This is a genomic window from Nonomuraea sp. NPDC049655 (assembly GCF_044465465.1).
Lineage (GTDB): Bacteria > Actinomycetota > Actinomycetes > Streptosporangiales > Streptosporangiaceae > Nonomuraea.
Window position 1 is genome coordinate 311,059 of sequence record NZ_JBITLS010000002.1, and the last position, 18,162, is coordinate 329,220.

Consider the following 18,162-nt stretch of genomic DNA (forward strand, 5'->3'; position numbering starts at 1 on the left):
CCGGCGGGCCTGGGTCACCTGCCGCACAGGGCGGTGCCGAAGGCTTCGAAGATGTGCGCGTCGTTCTTCGGGGTGCCGGTCACGTAGAGGGTGACGGCGCGGCCCGAGCGGTCGCGGCCGCTGAGGACGCGGGTGCCGGGCAGGCCGCCGTCGTGCATCCAGGCCGGGCCACAGGCGAACGGGTAGGAGTAGACACCCAGACCGTAGTCGGCCTTCGGCGGGTCGTTGGCGAGGACGGTCCGGGCGAGCATGGTCTTGATCGTGGAGGCGGGCAGGGACTGCCAGAAGCGGTTCAGGTCGTCGGGGGTGGAGATCAGGCCGCCCGAGGCGCCGAAGAGGTAGCCGGGCTCCAGGGTCGTGTCGACCACCTTGCCCTGGCTCTTCGGATCGAACGGGTTCACGCCGTAGGTGTGGGCGTGCTTGCCGCGGATGTCCAGCTCGTTCTGACGCGGCCAGTAGGTGTGCCGCAGGTTCTTCAGGACGCCCTGGCGGGTGACCGTCCGGAAGTCCTTGCCGGTGACCTTCTGGATGAGCATGCCGGCCACCAGGTAGTTCGTGTTGGAGTAGGCCCACTTCTCGCCGGGTTCGCCGGTGGGCTCGGCGTCCAGGGCGAGGCGCAGGAAGTCGGCGTCGGCGTCGGCGCCGAGGTGCGCCGGGTCGATCAGCGGCAGGTACTCGGGCAGGCCGCTGGTGTGCGTCAGCAGTTGCCGCACGGTGATCGGCCTGCCGTCGAGCAGACCGGGCGCGTACCGCTCCGCCTGGGCGTCCAGATCGATCTTGCCTTGGTCCGCCAGGCGCACCACGGTGGCCGCGACGACCGACTTGGTCACGCTGGCGATGCGGAAGTGCGCGTCCGCGCCGACCATCGGCCGGTCAGAGCCGCGCTCGGCGACGCCGGACGTCCACGTCCTGACCCGGCCGCCGGGCTCACGCACCGACACCAGCGCACCCGCCAGCCCGTCCTGCTGGGTCAACCGGTCAAGCTGCTGCTGCAAGGTGGGCGACGACGGCTTGGCGGCGGCCGGCGCCGGGGACGCGGCGCCCAGCAGGACGACGGCGGCTGCAGCTGCGGCAAGATACCTACGCATGTTCTCGGCAACTCCCTTGGACGAGGTGATGTGCCCATCCTGCGGCTGCCGAGCACCGGAATCGATCATGCCGCCCGGTGTCCGGATGGTGGGGACTGCCCTACCACGCCCGGCTCGGGCGGTCTGCGCCACCAGCGGTGAAGTTTGAGGTAGTTTGCCCGGTGGTGTTGTGTTCGATCAAGGAGGAAGACAGATGCCTGACAGGCTGACCCGACGCGATTTCGGCCGGACGATGGGCCTGGCCGGGCTCGGATTGGCCGGCGCCGGGCTCGTCGCCGGTCAGCCGGGCAGAGCGGACGCCGCCGCCGGGACGTGGAAGACGACCGGAACCCTGGGAGCCGGGCTGGGCAGTTTCGACAGCACCATGAAGGCTTTCATGCAGGCCCGTAACCTCTCCTGCGGATCGCTCGCCGTCACCCGCAAGGGCAAGCTCGTCCTGGCCCGCGGCTACACCTGGACGACCAGCACCACCCTGAAGACCCAGCCGACCTCGCTGTTCCGGATCGCCAGCCTGAGCAAGCCCATCACCGGCGCGGCCGTCCTCAAGCTGGTGCAGGACGGCAAGCTCAAGCTCACCGACCGGCTGCCCGACCTGCTCCCCCTGACGCCGCCGTCCGGCAAGACGGTGGATCCCCGGCTGAAGGACGTGACCGTCCTCAGGTTGCTGCAGCACCTGGGCGGCTGGGACTCGTCCATCACCGCCGACCCCATGTTCAGCGACCTGGCGGTCTCCAGGGCGCTGGGCGCGGCGCTGCCCGTCCGCCAGGCCGACATCATGCGGTACGCCAGCGGCCTCGCCCTGGACCACGACCCCGGCAGCACGTACGCCTACGCCAACTACGACTACCTGCTGCTCGGCCGGATCATCGAGAAGGTCAGCGGCATGCCGTACGGCACGTACGTGCAGCAGAAGATCCTCGGGCCGCGCGGGATCACCCGGATGAGGCTCGGGCGCACGCTCAAGGCCGACGCCGTCACCGGCGAGGTGCCGTACGTCTCCAAGTACACGGGAAAGACGGTGTTCGACGCCTCCGGCACGTCCGTCCCGGCTCCGTACGGTTCGTTCAACCTGGAGAACATGGACGCGCACGGCGGCTGGCTGGGAACGGCGGTCGATCTGGTGCGCTTCGCCGGGATCTTCGACGCCGCCGGCTCCGTGCTCACCTCGACGTCGATCTCCCGGGCCTTCGCCCAACCCGAGACCGGCGTCAACGGCGACGGCTGGTGGTACGGCTGCGGCTGGTCGGTCCGCAACGTCACCGGCGGCCGCAACACCTGGCACACCGGCAGCCTCCCCGGCACCTACACCCTGCTGGTGCGGCGGTATGACGGGCTGACCTGGGCCGCGCTCTTCAACCAGCGCGACGACGCCTCGGGCCTGAGCTACGCCGACATCGACCCGGCCCTCCACAAGGCCGCCAACGCGGTGACCACCTGGCCCACCGCAGACCTGTACGGCACCTACCTCTGACAAGCTCCCGCCGTTCACCGGCAACCGGCGCCCGCCCGCCCAGACGGCGGTGCGGGCGTCATGGAACCAACCGGCAGGGCGCCATCGACACGGCCCCCTTGGGCTTCGGCGAGTGCCTGGGTTTATGACGTTCCGCTTTTCCTGGGCGGCGAGGATCGCGTGGCCAATCTGAGCCGATTCGACATCCAGATCTCCTGGCATGTCGCCGGAGAGCTCCGGCAAGGGACCTCGAACCGGGCGTCGTAGTGGGCTGCGTGCTCACCGAGGTCCATGAGCAGATTCGGCCCGGCAGACGAGGGCCGCCTCCGCGGAACCAGTGGCGGTGGACGAGCCCGGTGTACTGACCGTTCCGCGCCGCGCCACCACCAGGCCCGGCACCTCCCGTGTCGAACAATCTGCGGGCATGGATTCCGCATGACGCCCTGTCACCACGGACGTCCTGACCATGCCGACCTACGCTGCCCGCATGGCTTTTGTTATCCCAGAGATCAAGGTCGGCCTGGCCGAACTCGGCGGCGGGCCGGACGCCTGGTGCTCGAAGTGCGGCAAGCGGGCGACCCTGTACGCCGTTGACCCGGCGACCGGAAGGCCCACGTACGTCTGCACGGCCGACGCCGGTTCCGAGGTGGAGGCAATGCTCCTGCGCTCCCCCGACTAGCCGGATCACCACCGCGATGTCACCCTCGCAAGCCTCCGCGCCGCAGGAACGAGGCGTTCCTCGACGCCGCAGAACCGCGCCCGTCCCCATGAGTGTTCGCCCCCGAGGAACGGGCGCCCCACGCCGTCCGAGCGTCGCTCTCGCCGGGTGACGGCGTCCGCCGTAGACAGGACTGCAGCCCCTCCCGTCCGACCGGACGAGTTCTTGAGCCCCACAGGCCGGACGTTTACGCTCGCGCCATGCCGATGATCGCCGGATTCGCCGGATTCGCCGCCCTGCTGGTCGTGGTCGCGTTCGTCGCCAGGCGCCGGCTGGCGGTGGTGACCGTACGGGGGGAGAGCATGGTGCCGGCGTTGCGGCCCGGCGACCGGTTGCTGGTGCTGCGCGGGAAGGCGGTCCGGCGTGGGCAGGTCGTGGTGCTCGAACCGATCGGGCCGGGAATGCGGTGGCGGGACGGGCCGCTGCCCGAGGTCGCGGCCGCCGACTGGGTGGTCAAGCGGGTCGCGGCGCTGCCGGGCGAACCGGTGCCGCCGCAGTGCCCCGGACTGCCCGCCACGGTCCCGCCCGGAAAGCTCGTGGTGCTGGGGGACGGGGAGGTCAGCGCGGACTCGCGGTTGTGGGGGCTCGTCCCGGCCGATCGGGTTCTGGGGGTCGTCCTACGCACCCTTGTTAGTACGTCTTAACAGCCCCATACTCCATTATGTCCGGACATTTCCTGACAACGGGGCTGGGATATGCGTCTGGTCTTTTCTGCCGCAGGACTGGCCGCGACCACCTTCACCATCTCCCCGCTGCACCACACCCTGTTCGCCGCCCTGTGCCTGCATCATCCCGGCTTCGCCGTACCCGGATCGCCGTGGCGGGATCTGGCGCGCAGGACGCCCGCCAGGGCCATGCCGTTCGTCCGGCGTGTCCACCACGCGCCGCACAGCGTGACCGGCTTCCTCTGGGCCGACCTGCCGCCGCCCGGCGCGGGCACGCTCAACGACGAGCTCGACGTCCAGCCCGGTCTCGGTGACGTCGCCGACGCGCTCCGTGCCTTCTACGTCAGCTGCGTGGCCCCCGAGTGGGACGCGATCCGCCACCGCCTGAACGCCCACGTGAACCGCTACTCCGAGCTGATCTGCGTGCGGGGATTCGGCCGTACGCTGCCCAGGCTCACCCCCAGGCTGAGCTGGTACGGCTGCGCCCTGCAGATCGACACCTCGGACCTGTGCCCGTCGCCGGTGGAGCTCGGCGACGGGGGCGTGGCGTTCTCGCCGCTGATGTGCGCCAGCCGCTGCTTCCTCGCGCTGTCGCCGCCCCGCGGCGACAGCAGGGCGGTCATCGCCTATCCGGCCGGCGACGAGGGCGCCCGGCGTCCCGCGTCGGTGGACGCCCTGGCCCAGGTCGTCGGGCAGGCCCGCGCCAGGGTGCTGCGCTCGATCGGCGGCGGCTCGGCGACCGGCGAGCTGGCCAGGTCCCTGGCGGTGAGCGCCTCCACGGTGTCCGAGCACGTGACGGCGTTGCGGCTGGCGGGGCTCGTGAACACCTACCGCGAGGGCCGGGCCGTGCGGCACGTGCTCACCTCGCTGGGCCACGAACTCCTCGAATACAGTGCCTGATTTGTCGCATTTCGGTGGCGGTCCGAAAGGATTGCCCCTCCCCTGACCCGATGGTGATGATCAGGCGAATACAGCCCCTCTCACCCAGGAGGTCGGATGACTCGCACACTCAAGGCGTTGGGCGACCGGATGCTCGGCGCCCTGCTGCCCGCCAGCACCGCGGACGCCAGGGGGTGCCCCTACGAGTGCTGGTGCTACCACTGGCTCGACCACACCGCGTGGACCTGCGTGCGGCCGGACTGCACGACCTACGTGTCCTGCTACGAGTGCTGCTGACCCTCCACACCCCGCCCACGCCCCCTTCGCAGGGGGTCGTGGGCGGCACCACCCGTGAAGGAGCGCCATGCCGTACATAGAGCTGGGCTGCAGGGCCGTGCTCTGCCTGGTCTTCCTGGCCGCGCTGGCGGGCAAGGCCACCGGCTGGCGCGCCTTCGTGTCCTCCGTCCCCGGTCTGGCTCCCGGGCTGCCCGCCGCGCCGGTCGCGGTGGCCGTACTGGCCGGCGAGAGCGCCGCCGTGGCGCTGCTCGCCCTGGGCGAGCGCGCCGGGTTCGTGCTGGCCGCCGCACTGCTCGCGGCCTTCGCCGCCGCGATTCTGCTGGCCCTGCGCCGCGGCTCCGCCGCCGCCTGCCGGTGCTTCGGCGTCACCGCCGCTCCGCTGAGCCGCGCCCAGGTCGTGCGCAACCTGCTGCTGATCGCGGTCGCGGTCACCGGCTGGGTGACGCCGGGCGGGCGCGTCGAACCCGCCGGGGTGGCGCTGGCGCTGGTCGCCGCCGCGGTGCTCGCCGCCGTGCTGGTGCTCTTCGACGACCTCGCCGACCTTCTCCTGGAGAGGAACCTCTGATGCCGTACGTCATCGCAGCCCTGGTCATCGTGGGCGTCATGAGCGCGCTCAACCTGGTGCTGACGTTCGCGGTGATCCGCAGGGTGCGCCACACCGAGCAGCACGCCGCTCCCTCGGGGCCGCCGTTGCTGCCGGTGGGCTCGACCGTCCCCGACGTGCGCGGGATCGGGCGGCCCTCGGTGATCGGCTTCTTCGACACCGAGTGCCAGGCCTGCCCCGGGCAACTGCCGCCGTTCCTCCAGCTCGTCGCCAACGCGGGCTACTCCCCCTCGCAGGTGCTCGCCGTCGTGTCCGGCCCCGGCGGGGAGAGCTACGCGGACGCGCTGCGCGGCAGCGCCACCGTGATCGCCGAACCCGCCAACGGGCCGGTCTGCCTGGCCTTCCCCAACTCCGCCTTCCCCGCCTTCTACCTGCTCGACGACTCCGGCCGGGTCAGGTCGCGCGCGGTCACCGTGGCCGGGCTCGGCGCTCCCGTCACCGCATGACCCACGACGTCTCGCCCGGTGTGTCACGGCTGGCCGGGCGGGCCGTGACGGTGTGGGGGCTGGCCTGGCGGGCCGCCCCGGTCGCCGCCGTCTGCTCGGTGCTCGCCGTCCTCGCCGGCGGCACGACGCCGGTGGCCGCCGCCTGGTGCACCAAGCTGATCCTGGACGGCCTGGCGGGCGGCCGGGCCGTACTGATGCCGACGATCATGCTCGGCGTGGTCGGCCTGGTCGCCGCGCTGCTGCCGCATCTCACCGAACACACCGACGGACGGCTGCGCCGCGGCCTGGGCCTGCTGACCCGCGAGCGCCTGTTCACCTCGGTCAACGCGTTCGTCGGCCTCGGCCCGTTCGAGAACCCCCGCTTCCGCGACCGGCTCAGGCTGGCCGAGCAGGCCGGGACCGGCGCGGCCAACCAGATCCTGGCCCCCAGCCTGTCGCTGGTGCGCGGGCTGGTCACGCTGGCCGGGTTCGTCGCCGCCCTCACGGCGCTGAGCCCGGTCATGACGGCGATCGTCCTGCTGTCGGCGCTGCCGTCGCTGGGCGTGCAACTGTCGCTGAGCAGGCGCAAGGTGGGTCTCGAATGGCAGATCAGCCCCGCGATGCGCCGCCAGATCTTCTACGCCGGCCTGCTCACCGAGGTCGAGCCGGCCAAGGAGGTGCGGCTGTTCGGGCTGGGCGGGTACCTGCGCGACCGTCTCCTCGGCGAGGTCCGCGCGGTCAACCGCCAGGAGGAGGCCCTGGAACGGCGCGCGCTGGCGGGACACGGGCTGCTCGCCCTGCTCGGCGCCGCCATCGGCGGCGCCGGACTGATCTGGGCGATCGCCGGCGGCCGTCTCGGCGTGGGCGACGTGGCCGTCTTCGCCGCCGCCGTCGCCGGGGTGCAGGGCGCGCTGTCGGGCGGGGTCACCCAGGTCGCCCGGCTGCACCAGGCGCTGCTGGTCTTCGGACACTACCGCGCCGTCGTCTCCGCCGCCCCGGACCTTCCCGTACGCCGCCCGCCCCGCCCGCTGCCCGCCCTCCGCTCCGGGATCGAGCTGCGGGACGTCTGGTTCCGCTACGGCGAGGGGCGACCGTGGGTGTTGCGCGGAGTGGATCTCACCATCCCGCACGGCGCCTGCGTCGCGCTCGTGGGGCTCAACGGCGCCGGCAAGTCGACGCTGGTCAAACTGCTGTGCCGGTTCTACGACCCGTCGCGCGGCGCGGTCCGCTGGGACGGGACGGACCTCCGCGACGCCGACCCCGCCGAGCTGCGCTCCCGGCTGACCGCGGTCTTCCAGGACTACGTGGCCTACGACTTCACGGCGGCGGAGAACATCTCGCTCGGCTCACTCGGCGCCTCGCCCGAGCAGGTCAGGACGGCGGCCCGGCTGGCCGGGGTGGACACGGCGCTGGACGCCCTGCCGCACGGCTACGACACGTTGCTCAGCAACCGCTTCCTCGACGCGGCCGAGACCTCCGGCGTCGTGCTGTCCGGCGGCCAGTGGCAGCGGCTCGCCCTGGCCAGAGCGTTGATCAGGGGCGAACGCGACCTGCTCGTCCTGGACGAGCCGAGCGCCGGGCTCGACGCGGAGGCCGAGCACGCCATCCACCGCAGGTTGCGCGAGCATCGAGCCGGCCGCACCAGCCTGCTCATCTCCCACCGGCTGAGCGCGGTCAAGGACGCCGACCTCATCGTGGTGCTGGCAGAGGGCAGAATCGCCGAACAGGGCACCCACACCGCCCTCATGGCCGCCGGCGGCGAATACGCCCGCCTGTTCACCCTCCAGGCCAGCGGCTACACCGTCGAGCACGCCTGAAGCCGCCTCAGGCCAGATGTCGGCCCCGGCGGATCGGCGGAGGTGGCCGATCGCCTCGAAGCCCTTGCCGTGGAGCACGGCGGTCCGGACAACATCACCTTGGTCGTCGACCCCAGGGAAGAGTTGCCGGCAGGACGCCCGTCCAACCTCCGCCCCCCGCCCCCAGGCCCTGGACCTCGCGCCCACCGCTCGCAACGGGACACGCCTGCACCGGATTGGCCGTGAGGCGGGTTCTTACCTCTGATGCGAAAGAAAATCTGTAGTCGCCACGGTAGACATTCGCGCCAAGGGGAGCTAGAGTTCCTGACATCGCAAGGAACGAATCCACGAGGGCGGCACGAGCACCACGATGGGGCTGCCCGGACGAACGTGGACAGCAGTACAGAACGAGATAGGGCAGAAGGTCGGACTGCCGCGGCCAGTGTGGTTGAGCAAGAGGGGCCGGGGCGGTGGACGCGCTGCCGCTTACGGAAAGTCGGCGCCAGCGATCGGGGCGCCGAGGTACGGATAACCGGAAAGGAGTGTTGAACGCCATCAGGATCGCCCGTCGCCGGCCGCATGTCGCCGCACGGGTACCGCAGCTCCACGAACAGGACGGTGGTCTACGGTCACGCTTACGCGATCCCCGCACCCCCGCATCGGGCGGCTGGTGCGGCACAAGTGAACCGCCCCTGCAGCACGCAGGCAGGGCCGGTCGATGGTGTTAAACCTCTGGGCCCCGGCGCCATCATGGCGCCGGGGCCCCTGTTCGCATTCAGGAAGGTTGAATGGATCAAACACCTCAGGCAACGGTCACCGCGTCCGAGCGGGAGCGGCCCAGCCCCACCGGCGATCACCCGGTTCAGGAGGCCGAAGCGGCCGGCAGTCCCGGGCAGCGGCTCGATGACGAGGACTATCCCGCCTACAGCATGGGTCGGGCCGCCGAGATCCTCGGCGTCACCCCGGCGTTCCTGCGCAGCCTCGGCGCCGCCAAGCTGATCGAGCCGCTACGCAGCGAGGGCGGGCACCGCCGTTTCTCCCGCTACCAGCTGCGCCTGGCCGCCCGCGCCCGCGAACTCGTCGACGCCGGCACCCAGCTGGAAGCGGCCTGCCGCATCATCATCCTGGAAGACCAGCTCGCCGAGGCGCTGCGCATCAACGAAGAACTCCGCCGGCGCCACTGACCGCCTTCCGCCCCCGGCCACACCCGGGGGCATCAGGACCGGCCGTTCGGTCGTCAGCTGTCGAGTCTGGCCGCCTGCATGGCGCCCAGTCGCCGCACGAACAGGGCGGTGACGATCGCCGTCGGCACGACCAGCACGTGCACGGCCACGCTGGCCCAGGTCGCCCACGTGAATTCGTACCTCAGGCCAAGGGTGTCCTCGTACGTCTCGGAGTCGTAGTCCTTGGTGAGGAGTGTCGTCCACTCGATCCAGAAGAGGGGCCAGGTCAGGAAAGTGACCAGCCACAGGGCCCACCATGTGTGCAGCAGACCGGCCGGGGCTGTCGTGCCGCCGCGTCCAGGGGGGCTGGAGGCGTGCCAGATGTCGTCGGCGATCTGCTTGGGCAGCCACAGGTTGCCGATCGGGATGAACCAGCCGAACGCGGCCATGGAGGGGCGGTAACGCAGCCGGCCGGGCGCGAGCCGTTCGGCGACGACTCGTACCCGGAAGAACCAGAGCAGCCAGGACGCCGTCAATCCCACGCCGGAGACGACCTGGGCCGCCAGCATGATCTGGCCGACCGTCTCAATTTCGTCGTAGCTCTCCACTCGGTGCCACCGTCTCGCGTCGTCGGCGACATCGAGCTGGTACACCACTGTGCTCACGGAGATCAGGGTGAAGAGGGCAAGCAGCACATAGGCGGCGATCTGGTAGCCGGTGGCGGAGTGCAGGGGGTCACGGCCGCGCAAATGGCGGCGTTCGTTGACCAGTAAGGGCTGGGGTGCCCCCGGCGGATTCGCGTGGCTGGACGGTGGTGGCGCCATCGCTCGGGGGCCGCCACCGTCGGTCGCGGTGGCCGGGTCGTGAAGGGCCGTCAGCGCGAGGGTCCGGCGGTCGGCGATGACCTGGGTGAGCGCCTCAGGCAGCCACCGCCCCTGGTCGGGCGAAGCGAGCGCGGTGAGCCGGGTCAGCACCTGCTCCAGGCTGGGCCGGGCGGCGGGGTCCTTGGCCAGGCAGGCCGCCACCAGAGCGGCCAGAGGGTCGGGCACTTCTTGAAGATCGGGCTCGGCGTGCACCACGCGGAAGACGACCGCGTGGACGGGCCCCGTCCCGAAGGGGCTGCGGCCGGTCACGGTGAAGGCGAGCATGCAGCCGAGCGAGAACACGTCCGAGGGCGGCCCGACCTCCCGGCCCATGGCCTGTTCGGGGGACATGAACGCGGCGGTGCCCAGCACGGTGGAGGTCTGGGTGTGGCTGGTGGCGTCCAGGGCGCGGGCGATGCCGAAGTCGATCAGGCGAGGCCCGTCCTCGGCGAGGATGACGTTGCCGGGTTTGAGGTCGCGGTGCACCATCCCGCAGGCGTGCACGGCGGCGAGTCCTTCGGCCAGCCCGGCGCCGAGCACCGCGGCCGACTCCACCGGGAGCGGCCCGTGCTCGTCGACGGCTTGGTGCAGGGAGGGGCCGGGGATGTAGGCGGTGGCCAGCCACGGCCGGACGGCGTCGGTGTCGGCGTCCACGACCTGGGCGGTGTAGAACCCGCCGACCTTGCGGGCGGCGCCCACCTCGGACGTGAAGCGGCGCCGGAAGTCGCTGTTGCCGGCCAGCTCCGGGCGCACCACTTTGACGGCGACCAGGCGCCCGCCCGGGGAGCGCCCCAGGAACACCTCTCCCATCCCGCCCCCACCGAGCCTTGCGTGCAGCCGGTAGGAGCCGATGTGAGCCGGGTCGCCGTCGCGTAGGGGGTCGGTCATGGTGACTCATTCCTCGTCGAGATCATCGCCGGTCGGTGTCGATGATTCCAAAAGAGGGGCCACCGGAATATGGCAAAACCAGGTCGCGCCGGGCCCGGTGACCGCCTTGCAGGTGCGCCCGTCCGTCATCGGCATCGCCGTCGGCCAGGTCCTGAGTACCGCGGGTACGGGCAGCGGGCCGTTAGACTACACCGATGTTCGCGCGCGTTCCCCTGGCCGTCCGCTCATGGCCGGCCTGGTGGAGAGCCCAGCCGTCCTTGGTCAAGGACGGCGCGCTCGCGGCGACGCTCACTGCGCTGGCCTTCGTACCGACGCTGTCCGTCATCGGAGCCCAGCTCAGTGACCTGCCGAAGCGACCGGCCGACGCCTTGGCGGTGGCGCTGACCGTGGCGCAATCGGCGCCGCTGGCGTTCCGCAGCCGTCACCCGGCGGCATGCCTGGCCGTCATCGGCGCCGCCTTCGCCGTTCATCAGGCGCTCTGCTATCCGCAGACGTTCGCCAGCGTCGGCTTCTACCTGGCCCTGTATACGGCCGGAGCCCAACAGTCCCGGCACCGTCGCACGCTGGCGGCGGCGGTGAGCGCCGGCTACGCCACACTCGCGATCGTCCTGAGCCGGCTGGGATCCCCCAACCGGATCCCGGACTTCGTCGCCTTCTACCTGGTTCTGGTCGTGATCTGGATGGCCGGAGCCGGGATGCGCCGGTGGCGGGCCGAGGAGGCCGAACGGCGGCGGCTCGGCGCGCTGGCGGCCGGCGCCGACGAACGCGCGCGCATCGCCCGTGAGCTGCACGACGTGGTCACCCATCACGTGACCGCCATCGTGGTGCAGGCCGACGCCGCGCAGTTCCTGGTCGGCGCCGCACCGGAACGCGCAGGGCAAGGGCTGGCCGCCATCAGCGACACCGGCCGGCGGGCGCTGACGGAGCTTCGGCATCTGCTCGGTGTGCTGGAGGCGACCGGCGACGACGCGCTCACGGACCGTACGCCGGGCCTCGGCAGTATCGCCGACCTGGTCGAACAGGCCCGCGTCTCCGGCCAGCCCGTCGAACTGACCGAGCACGGCGAGCGCCTGGCTCAGCCCGTCGACGTCGAGCTGGCCGCGTATCGGGTGGTTCAGGAAGCCCTCACGAACGCCATCAAGCACGCGACCGGCCGGCCCACCAGGGTCACGGTCCACCACCGCGCCGGCCACATCGACATCGAGGTGACCACCGACGGGTCCGCTCTGGTGGAAGGTCCCGCCGTGCCGTCCGGGGGGCGAGGGCTGGACGGGCTGCGCCGCCGCGTCCAGATGCTGAACGGTGAGCTGACCGCCGGCGCCCGGCCCGGGGGCGGGTTCACCGTCCGGGCTCTCATCCCCTTCAGGAGCGCCGCATGACCAGTACGCCGATCCGGGTGCTCATCTGTGAGGACCATGAGCTGGTGCGCACCGGCTACACCACGATCTTCTCCGCCCAGCCCGACATGGAGGTCGTCGGGGATGCCGCGGACGGCCGCGCGGCGCTCGATGCCGCCCGGCGGCTGCTGCCGGACGTCGTCGTGATGGACATCTGGATGCCCGTCCTGGACGGCATCGAGGTCACCAGGCGACTGGCCGGGCCAGGCGTCGCCGCTCCGGTGAAGGTACTGGTGGTGACCACGTTCAACGTCGACGAGTACGCCTACGAAGCACTCAGGGCAGGCGCCAGCGGCTTCCTGCTCAAGGACGCGCGGCCGAAGGAACTGGTGGACGGCGTACGCACCGTCGCGCGCGGCGACTCCCTGCTCGCGCCCGCCGTCACCCGGGCCCTCATCGGCCACTTCGCCGAGCGCCTGCGCCCCACCGACTCCGCCCGGCCGGCCCTGCAGGAGGTCGTGCGGGCGCTGACCCAGCGGGAGCTGGAAGTACTCGAACAGCTCGCCGAGGGCCTGTCCAACGCGGAGATCGCCACACGCCTGTCCATCAGCATCGAGACCGTCAAGACGTACGTGTCGCGGATCCTGACGAAACTCGACCTGCGCGACCGTGTACAGGCGGTCGTGCTCGCCTACCGGGTGGGACTGGTGGCCGCCGATCAGGGTTGACACGGCGGTCAGGCGGAGGGCTCGGCGCGGTGCGGCCGAGGCCGGATCCGGCCGGCGCGGGCGGCCCGCCGCAGCAGGAGAATCGTGGGCGCCGAGCAGACCAGCAGCGCGAAGAGGCTGGCCTCAGGGCCGAAGACGCCGCCGGTCAGCGCGGTCGGGCCGGACAGCGTGACGTTCAGCAGGCCCTCGGGCGGCGTGGCCGATCCGGAGACCGTGACACCGAAGATCCCGGCCTGGGCGAAGTTCCAGGCGAAGTGCAGGCCGATGGGCAGCCACAGCGAGCGGGTGGCGACGTAGGCGGCGGCCAGCATGGCTCCGCCCGTCAAGGCGATCGCGAACACGCCCCACAGGGTGGCGTTGCCGTTGACCAGGTGCATCGCACCGAACAGCAGCATGGATACGACCAGGGCGATCACGGTGCCGGTACGTTCCTCCATGATGCGGAACACCACCCCGCGAAACAGCAGTTCTTCGGTCACGGCGACGCCGGCCATCAGCCCCGCGGTGCCGAGGAAGCCGCCGAAGGAACCCCAGGACAGCTCCTGCCAGCCACCGAACACCGCGATCAGCGCCATCAGCCCGGCGAACAGGCCCGACCCGAGCAACATCCCGCGCCGCAGCTGGGACCATCGCCGCGTCTTCCCGAGTTCGGGGACGTCCGGACGCAGCTCGACGACCCGGCACAACCAGCGGTAGCAGATGACCGCGATGATGGCCAGGCCGATCCCCACCGGCAGGGCGAGGATCGGTACGGGCGAGACGAGTTGGTTGATCCCGGTCGTCACCGACATCACACCGAACAACGCGACCAGCAGGACGGGGAACCGGAACCTGCGCAACCGGTCACGGGCCGTGGCCGAACCGGCGTGCGAAGGGGTGGCTCTCGAATGCTCAGGGGACGCCACGATCGCGATCCTTTCGATCAGAGGTCCGCGGTGTCTTCCGCGGCTCAAGTGAGGCTAGGGATCGGAGCCGGGCATGCCATCCCCCTGGAACGGACACAGCGGTAGCTCTCACGAGGGATCAGGAACCGCCCCGGCTTTCTGTCTCCCGCGACGTCCAGGGCATGTGCACCATCCTTGAGCGCACCCAAGAACAAGCCCATCATGAATGCGCAGGTCAGCGCCTCAGATCCAGTTCTGACACCCTTCGAGGTCGGGCATCAGGTCACTACTGTCCAGAACCCCCTTCGGCGAAGTGCTTGAGCAGACGGTGGTGCACGAACTGGTACTCGTTCGTCGAGAGCCGGCGGAGCAGCCCGGCCCTGACCAGTTCCTCCAGCGACTGCGGCACCTGCCGGCCGTGCTTGCCGTGGTGCCGGAAGATGTTTCTGATCTCCCGGCTCTCGTCGTCGAAGCTCGTCCCGTCCCGGGAGATCAGGTGTCGCGCGACGTCACGCAGGATCTCCCGCAGTGCGGGCCCGTCATCGAGCATCGCCATCGCACGGTCGGCGTAGAGTTCGACGAGATCGCGCCCCTCCGCCGACGCCTCGCGCAGCCACGACTCGGTCAGGTTGGCCAGCAGCGCGGGCGCGCCCGCGAGCTCCTCGGCGTCCGCCGCCCACCCCTTCCACGCGCCCAGGAGGCGCGACATCTCCTGCTCGGTGACCCCCTTCACCCGCACCTTGACGAAGTCCTGGTGCACTACCAGCGGATGGCCCGGGCCAGGATTGCGATCGGTGACAGTGATCTTGGCCCCGGTCACTTCGTGCCAGCGCACCACCTCCTGAGCGATCTTGTCGCGGTCGGCGGGGTCGGCCACCTCGTCCAGCCCGTCGAGCACGTAGATCAGGCGTTGCCGGTTGACCATGGCGAGGGCTTCGGTGATCGGCGTCCGGTACTGCTGGACGAGCGCATGAGTCATCCACATCTCGAACCCCGGGCGGCTGAGGTCCAGCGACCGCAGGCTCACGAAGACCGGAACGGGACCACCGCCCTCCTCCAGCAGGCGCAGAGTGATACGGGCCGCGAGCACTGTCTTGCCGGCGCCTGACGCTCCGACCACGAGCAGGCCCCGGTCCCAGCGGGCGACGAGGTCGTCCAGCGTGATCGCCCGGTCGTCCATGTCGAGATCCTGCGCCAGCACGGCGCCCCTGGCGGGGAGCAACTGTCCGACCTGCCGCTCCACCCGCTCGGCGAGCACCGCGAGTCCTTCCGCCAACTCCCCTCTGGCGGCGGCGACGAGCGGCTGCCCCACCGGCGGCACCGCCTTCGACTCCTCCTCGCTGTGCTCCGGGACGGGGGTGGATCTCACCAGATCGATGTACGCGCCCACGTCCGCGGGCACAGCCCGATGGGAGTCCCGGAACCTGGAGATGAGTTGAAGGGGCAACTGACTCCAATCGAGTTGCCGTCCTTCCTCGGCGGTGTCGAGATCCTCCTTGATCCGCTGCAACAGGCTGGCGTCCTGGGCCAGCCTGGCGTAGAACTCACCGTCTCCTTCCCTGATCAGCAGGATCGCCGCCAGGGTGGAGACGTCGTACGGAGACAGCTTCCTCGCCTTGGCGATCCGGTCCTGCAATATCAGGACGTTGAGAAACCGTTTGATCGACCGAGGGTTGCGCGGCAGCCCGATGCGCAGCAAGTCGCGCGTGGGCATGATCTCTTCCGGAAGCAGGCTCCGCAGATAGTCGTCGAAGGCGGCGGCCGACAACCTCGGCATTTCGAACGGAAACTGAATGATCTTGTCCAGATAATGGTCGACCTGCAGCCCTTTGTATTTCTCCCCGAGGGCCACCAGCAGCGGTTCCTTGGCGACGGCCAGGAAGAAGACACAGTTGTCGCGGTTGAAATGGAGCTTGAGCGCCTCCAGCAGTCCGGCCACCTGATCGCCGGCGCATCGGTCGAGGTCGTCGATGAACACCACGAGCCGCTTCTTGCCCGTCTCCGCCAGAGCTTGCGCGATCAGATCGGTGAGGTACTCATCCAGCCGCGCACGATCCGAACGAATACGGAAATGTTGCTCGTCGTACTCCTTGAGACTGCTGCGCACGTCAGCCAGGTTCACCCGGGCCGTCGAGGAGAGCACCAGAGAGCCGAGCACCTCGGAGATGGTCCGCAGCGTGCGCGCAACCTGTTCCTTCTTCGCCAGTCCGAGCTCCGCGACGAGCGTGTGGAGCAGCGGCAGCACCGGGTTGTCGTCGTACTGGTGCCGCCACGGGTCGAACCAGACGTGTGCGCAGTCGCCGTACTGATCGTCGATCACCTGTCTGACCTGCTTGAGCAGGGAGGTCTTGCCGATCCCCCACTCGCCGTAGACACCGATGACCATGGGCGGAGAGGCGGAGTGGGCAAGCAGCGCCAGCGCCTGCGCGTACTCCGCCCGCCCCAGGCTGTCCGTGACCGCCGGCTCGTCGCTGTGCGTGAATCCGGCCGGGGCCTGCTGCTCCTCCTTGAGAGCGGGCGCCGGTTCCACCCGCGGCCTGCGCCTGCGCCACATCAGCCAGGCGAGGAGCCCCAGAAGGATCAGACCACCGGCGAGGTAGGGCCACAGCCGCAGAAGCAGGTGCCGCGGCACCACCTGCAGTTCCCGCCGCGCCACCCCGGTCTCGGCGTAGAGAACCAGTTGCCCGCTCGTCTCCCGCAGCCGTGGCCCCGGCACCAGGGTGACGGTCACGTTCCCGCCCGCCGGAAGCTGAACCGACCCGCCGCCCTGGACGCTCACCGCGCTCGCGGCAGGGCCCGCGACCTGGATGCGGGCCGTCACGGCCGGTCCCGGATTCACGACGGTGACCTTCACGGGTACGCGCGGGAACGTCTCGAGTGAGATGGACAGCGCCGAATTGTCCAGGAACTGGGGAGCACCGAACCCCGTGCCCACGGCCAGGACCACCACGACAAATAAGCGCGCGATCGGCATGCCTTGATTATTCAGGCTTTCTGCGGGGGCCAGCCGGGCGAAAGCCCTTTTCTGAAGGGCCGAATCATGGTGGCGGCAAAAGCGAGCGTGACCATCGCGACGGCCAACGTGGTGGTGGTGACCCACACGTCCGCGCATGCGTAGAGCAACCCGGCGAGCACCGGGCCGAGCGCCCCCCCGCCGTAGCTGACCAGCCGGGAGACGCCTGCCACCCGAGCCAGCTTGTCAGCCGGCACCCGGCTGATCACCGTACGGATCGTCACGTTGCTCAGCCCACCCGCCACGCCGATCATCAGCAGTGCCAGCGCGAAGGCTCCGGGCGAGAGCGCGGTGGTCACGGCCAGCAGCAGCGCCGCCGCGCACACCCAGGTGTGCACCAGCAACATCGATCGGCCGCGGTGGGTGAGACCGATGATCTCGGCCAGCCGGTAGGCCGGCACCTTCCCGGCGATCCTCTGGCGTTGCGGCGAGATGAGCGCCCCCACCACCCCGCCCACCCCCGCGGTCGCCAGGATGACGCCGATCAACGCCGGGCTCTCCCGTGTCTGCGTCATATGGGTCACGAACACCACGGTCAGCGCCTGCACGACCAAGTTGATCAGGGCGGTCAGGATCGTCGCGGACCTCAGGAAGTCGTTCGTCCAGATCTCCCTCAGCCCGACGCGGATCTCCTCCATGAGCGAGAGCCTGACCGGCCGGGCCGGGGTCCGCCGCACCGGCGTGCGGGCCAGCGTGGCCGCCGCGGAGAGGAAGGCCACCGCGTTCGCCAGGAAGGTCATCGCCGGGCCGTACGCGTAGAGCACCCCTCCCAGCGACCGCCCTGTCAGGCCCACGGCGTGAACGGTGGTCTCGTGCACGGCGAGCGCCGTGTCCACCTCCGCCGGGCGGGCCACCGCCGGAACCAGCGCGATCTCCGCGACGGACGAGAACACCGTCAGACATCCCTCGGCGAAGGCCACCACGAGCAGATGCTCGATCTGCAGGCTGCCCAGGAGCAACGCACCGCAGGTGACGGCCATCAGCAGGCCCTTGGCCAGCTCGCACCAGGTCATGACGAGCCTCGGGCCGACCCGGTCGACGACCGTGCCCGCCAGCAGGTAACACAGCAGGCCGGGCAGCGTGGCGGCGCACACCACCCAGCCGGTCCAGGAGGGCGATCCGGTGAGCGCGATGGCGAGCAGGGGGTAGGCCACGCTCAGCGTGCGCGTGCCCATCATCGACAGCGTCGATGCCGTCCAGGAGCGGCGAAAGCCCGCGTTTGTGGCGAACAGCGAGGTCAAGCCACTCGGAGCTTGTCTGGTCTCCACCGCCACTCCTGCCGTCCTGTGCTCGAGCACAGTGTCCCGTGATCCGCGGCGGTGGGGTGACGGCGGCTGCATTGTCAGAGACTAAATGATGCACTC

At 70.4% G+C, this 18,162-nt stretch carries 16 protein-coding genes; 11 read left to right on the top strand and 5 right to left on the bottom strand.

Annotated features, from left to right (window positions below; genetic code table 11):
* Positions 1-14 precede the first annotated feature (14 nt).
* A complete protein-coding gene (locus ACIBQ6_RS06725) occupies positions 15-1,088 on the bottom strand; it encodes a serine hydrolase domain-containing protein (protein WP_397210556.1) in 1,074 nt (357 codons plus the stop codon).
* Positions 1,089-1,281: 193 nt separating this feature from the next.
* Here ACIBQ6_RS06725 and ACIBQ6_RS06730 point away from each other — a divergent pair, with 193 nt between their 5' ends.
* From ACIBQ6_RS06730 to ACIBQ6_RS06770, 9 genes are all read left to right on the top strand, one after another.
* Positions 1,282-2,559 (top strand): serine hydrolase domain-containing protein, encoded by a 1,278-nt coding sequence (locus ACIBQ6_RS06730; protein WP_397210557.1) that lies wholly within the window; start codon positions 1,282-1,284, stop codon positions 2,557-2,559.
* A 466-nt stretch (positions 2,560-3,025) separates the two neighbouring features.
* Positions 3,026-3,217 carry a hypothetical protein gene (locus ACIBQ6_RS06735; protein ID WP_352356176.1) on the top strand — a complete coding sequence of 64 codons (192 nt, stop codon included), beginning with the start codon at positions 3,026-3,028 and terminating at the stop codon, positions 3,215-3,217.
* Between the two features lie 239 nt (positions 3,218-3,456).
* Positions 3,457-3,900 (top strand): S26 family signal peptidase, encoded by a 444-nt coding sequence (locus ACIBQ6_RS06740; RefSeq protein ID WP_397210558.1) that lies wholly within the window; start codon positions 3,457-3,459, stop codon positions 3,898-3,900.
* A gap of 51 nt (positions 3,901-3,951) precedes the next feature.
* Positions 3,952-4,821 carry an ArsR/SmtB family transcription factor gene (locus tag ACIBQ6_RS06745; protein ID WP_397210559.1) on the top strand — a complete coding sequence of 290 codons (870 nt, stop codon included), beginning with the start codon at positions 3,952-3,954 and terminating at the stop codon, positions 4,819-4,821.
* 96 nt (positions 4,822-4,917) lie between these two features.
* A complete protein-coding gene (locus ACIBQ6_RS06750; protein ID WP_125645566.1) occupies positions 4,918-5,097 on the top strand; it encodes a hypothetical protein in 180 nt (59 codons plus the stop codon).
* Between the two features lie 67 nt (positions 5,098-5,164).
* Positions 5,165-5,662, top strand: coding sequence for a MauE/DoxX family redox-associated membrane protein (locus ACIBQ6_RS06755; protein WP_397210560.1), 498 nt, complete (start codon positions 5,165-5,167; stop codon positions 5,660-5,662).
* Positions 5,662-6,147: a TlpA family protein disulfide reductase gene (locus ACIBQ6_RS06760; RefSeq protein ID WP_397210561.1), complete on the top strand. Its 486-nt coding sequence runs from the start codon at positions 5,662-5,664 to the stop codon at positions 6,145-6,147. The genes ACIBQ6_RS06755 and ACIBQ6_RS06760 overlap by 1 nt, the downstream gene beginning before the upstream one ends.
* The gene (locus ACIBQ6_RS06765; protein WP_397210562.1) at positions 6,144-7,943 is read left to right on the top strand and encodes an ABC transporter ATP-binding protein; all 1,800 of its coding nucleotides are present in this window, start codon (positions 6,144-6,146) and stop codon (positions 7,941-7,943) included. The genes ACIBQ6_RS06760 and ACIBQ6_RS06765 overlap by 4 nt, the downstream gene beginning before the upstream one ends.
* A 767-nt stretch (positions 7,944-8,710) precedes the next feature.
* Positions 8,711-9,106, top strand: a complete 396-nt coding sequence (locus ACIBQ6_RS06770) for a MerR family transcriptional regulator (protein ID WP_397210563.1) — start codon at positions 8,711-8,713, stop codon at positions 9,104-9,106.
* Positions 9,107-9,159: 53 nt separating this feature from the next.
* Here the strand turns inward: ACIBQ6_RS06770 and ACIBQ6_RS06775 are convergent, their stop codons facing one another.
* Positions 9,160-10,836: a protein kinase gene (locus ACIBQ6_RS06775; protein ID WP_397210564.1), complete on the bottom strand. Its 1,677-nt coding sequence runs from the start codon at positions 10,834-10,836 to the stop codon at positions 9,160-9,162.
* Positions 10,837-11,030: 194 nt separating this feature from the next.
* On the opposite strand from ACIBQ6_RS06775, the gene ACIBQ6_RS06780 reads away from it, so the two are divergent.
* The gene (locus ACIBQ6_RS06780; protein WP_397210565.1) at positions 11,031-12,215 is read left to right on the top strand and encodes a sensor histidine kinase; all 1,185 of its coding nucleotides are present in this window, start codon (positions 11,031-11,033) and stop codon (positions 12,213-12,215) included.
* On the top strand, positions 12,212-12,901 hold the full coding sequence (locus ACIBQ6_RS06785; protein ID WP_397210566.1) for a response regulator: 690 nt from the start codon (positions 12,212-12,214) through the stop codon (positions 12,899-12,901). The genes ACIBQ6_RS06780 and ACIBQ6_RS06785 overlap by 4 nt, the downstream gene beginning before the upstream one ends.
* Before the next feature lie 8 nt (positions 12,902-12,909).
* Here ACIBQ6_RS06785 and ACIBQ6_RS06790 read toward each other — a convergent pair whose 3' ends face one another.
* The 3 genes from ACIBQ6_RS06790 to ACIBQ6_RS06800 all read right to left on the bottom strand — a co-directional run bounded on the left by ACIBQ6_RS06790 (position 12,910) and on the right by ACIBQ6_RS06800 (position 18,138).
* Positions 12,910-13,806: a type II CAAX endopeptidase family protein gene (locus ACIBQ6_RS06790; protein ID WP_358300770.1), complete on the bottom strand. Its 897-nt coding sequence runs from the start codon at positions 13,804-13,806 to the stop codon at positions 12,910-12,912.
* Between the two features lie 265 nt (positions 13,807-14,071).
* A complete protein-coding gene (locus ACIBQ6_RS06795) occupies positions 14,072-16,759 on the bottom strand; it encodes a P-loop NTPase fold protein (RefSeq protein WP_397210567.1) in 2,688 nt (895 codons plus the stop codon).
* An 11-nt stretch (positions 16,760-16,770) separates the two neighbouring features.
* Positions 16,771-18,138, bottom strand: a complete 1,368-nt coding sequence (locus ACIBQ6_RS06800) for an MFS transporter (protein WP_397210568.1) — start codon at positions 18,136-18,138, stop codon at positions 16,771-16,773.
* Positions 18,139-18,162: the final 24 nt, after the last annotated feature.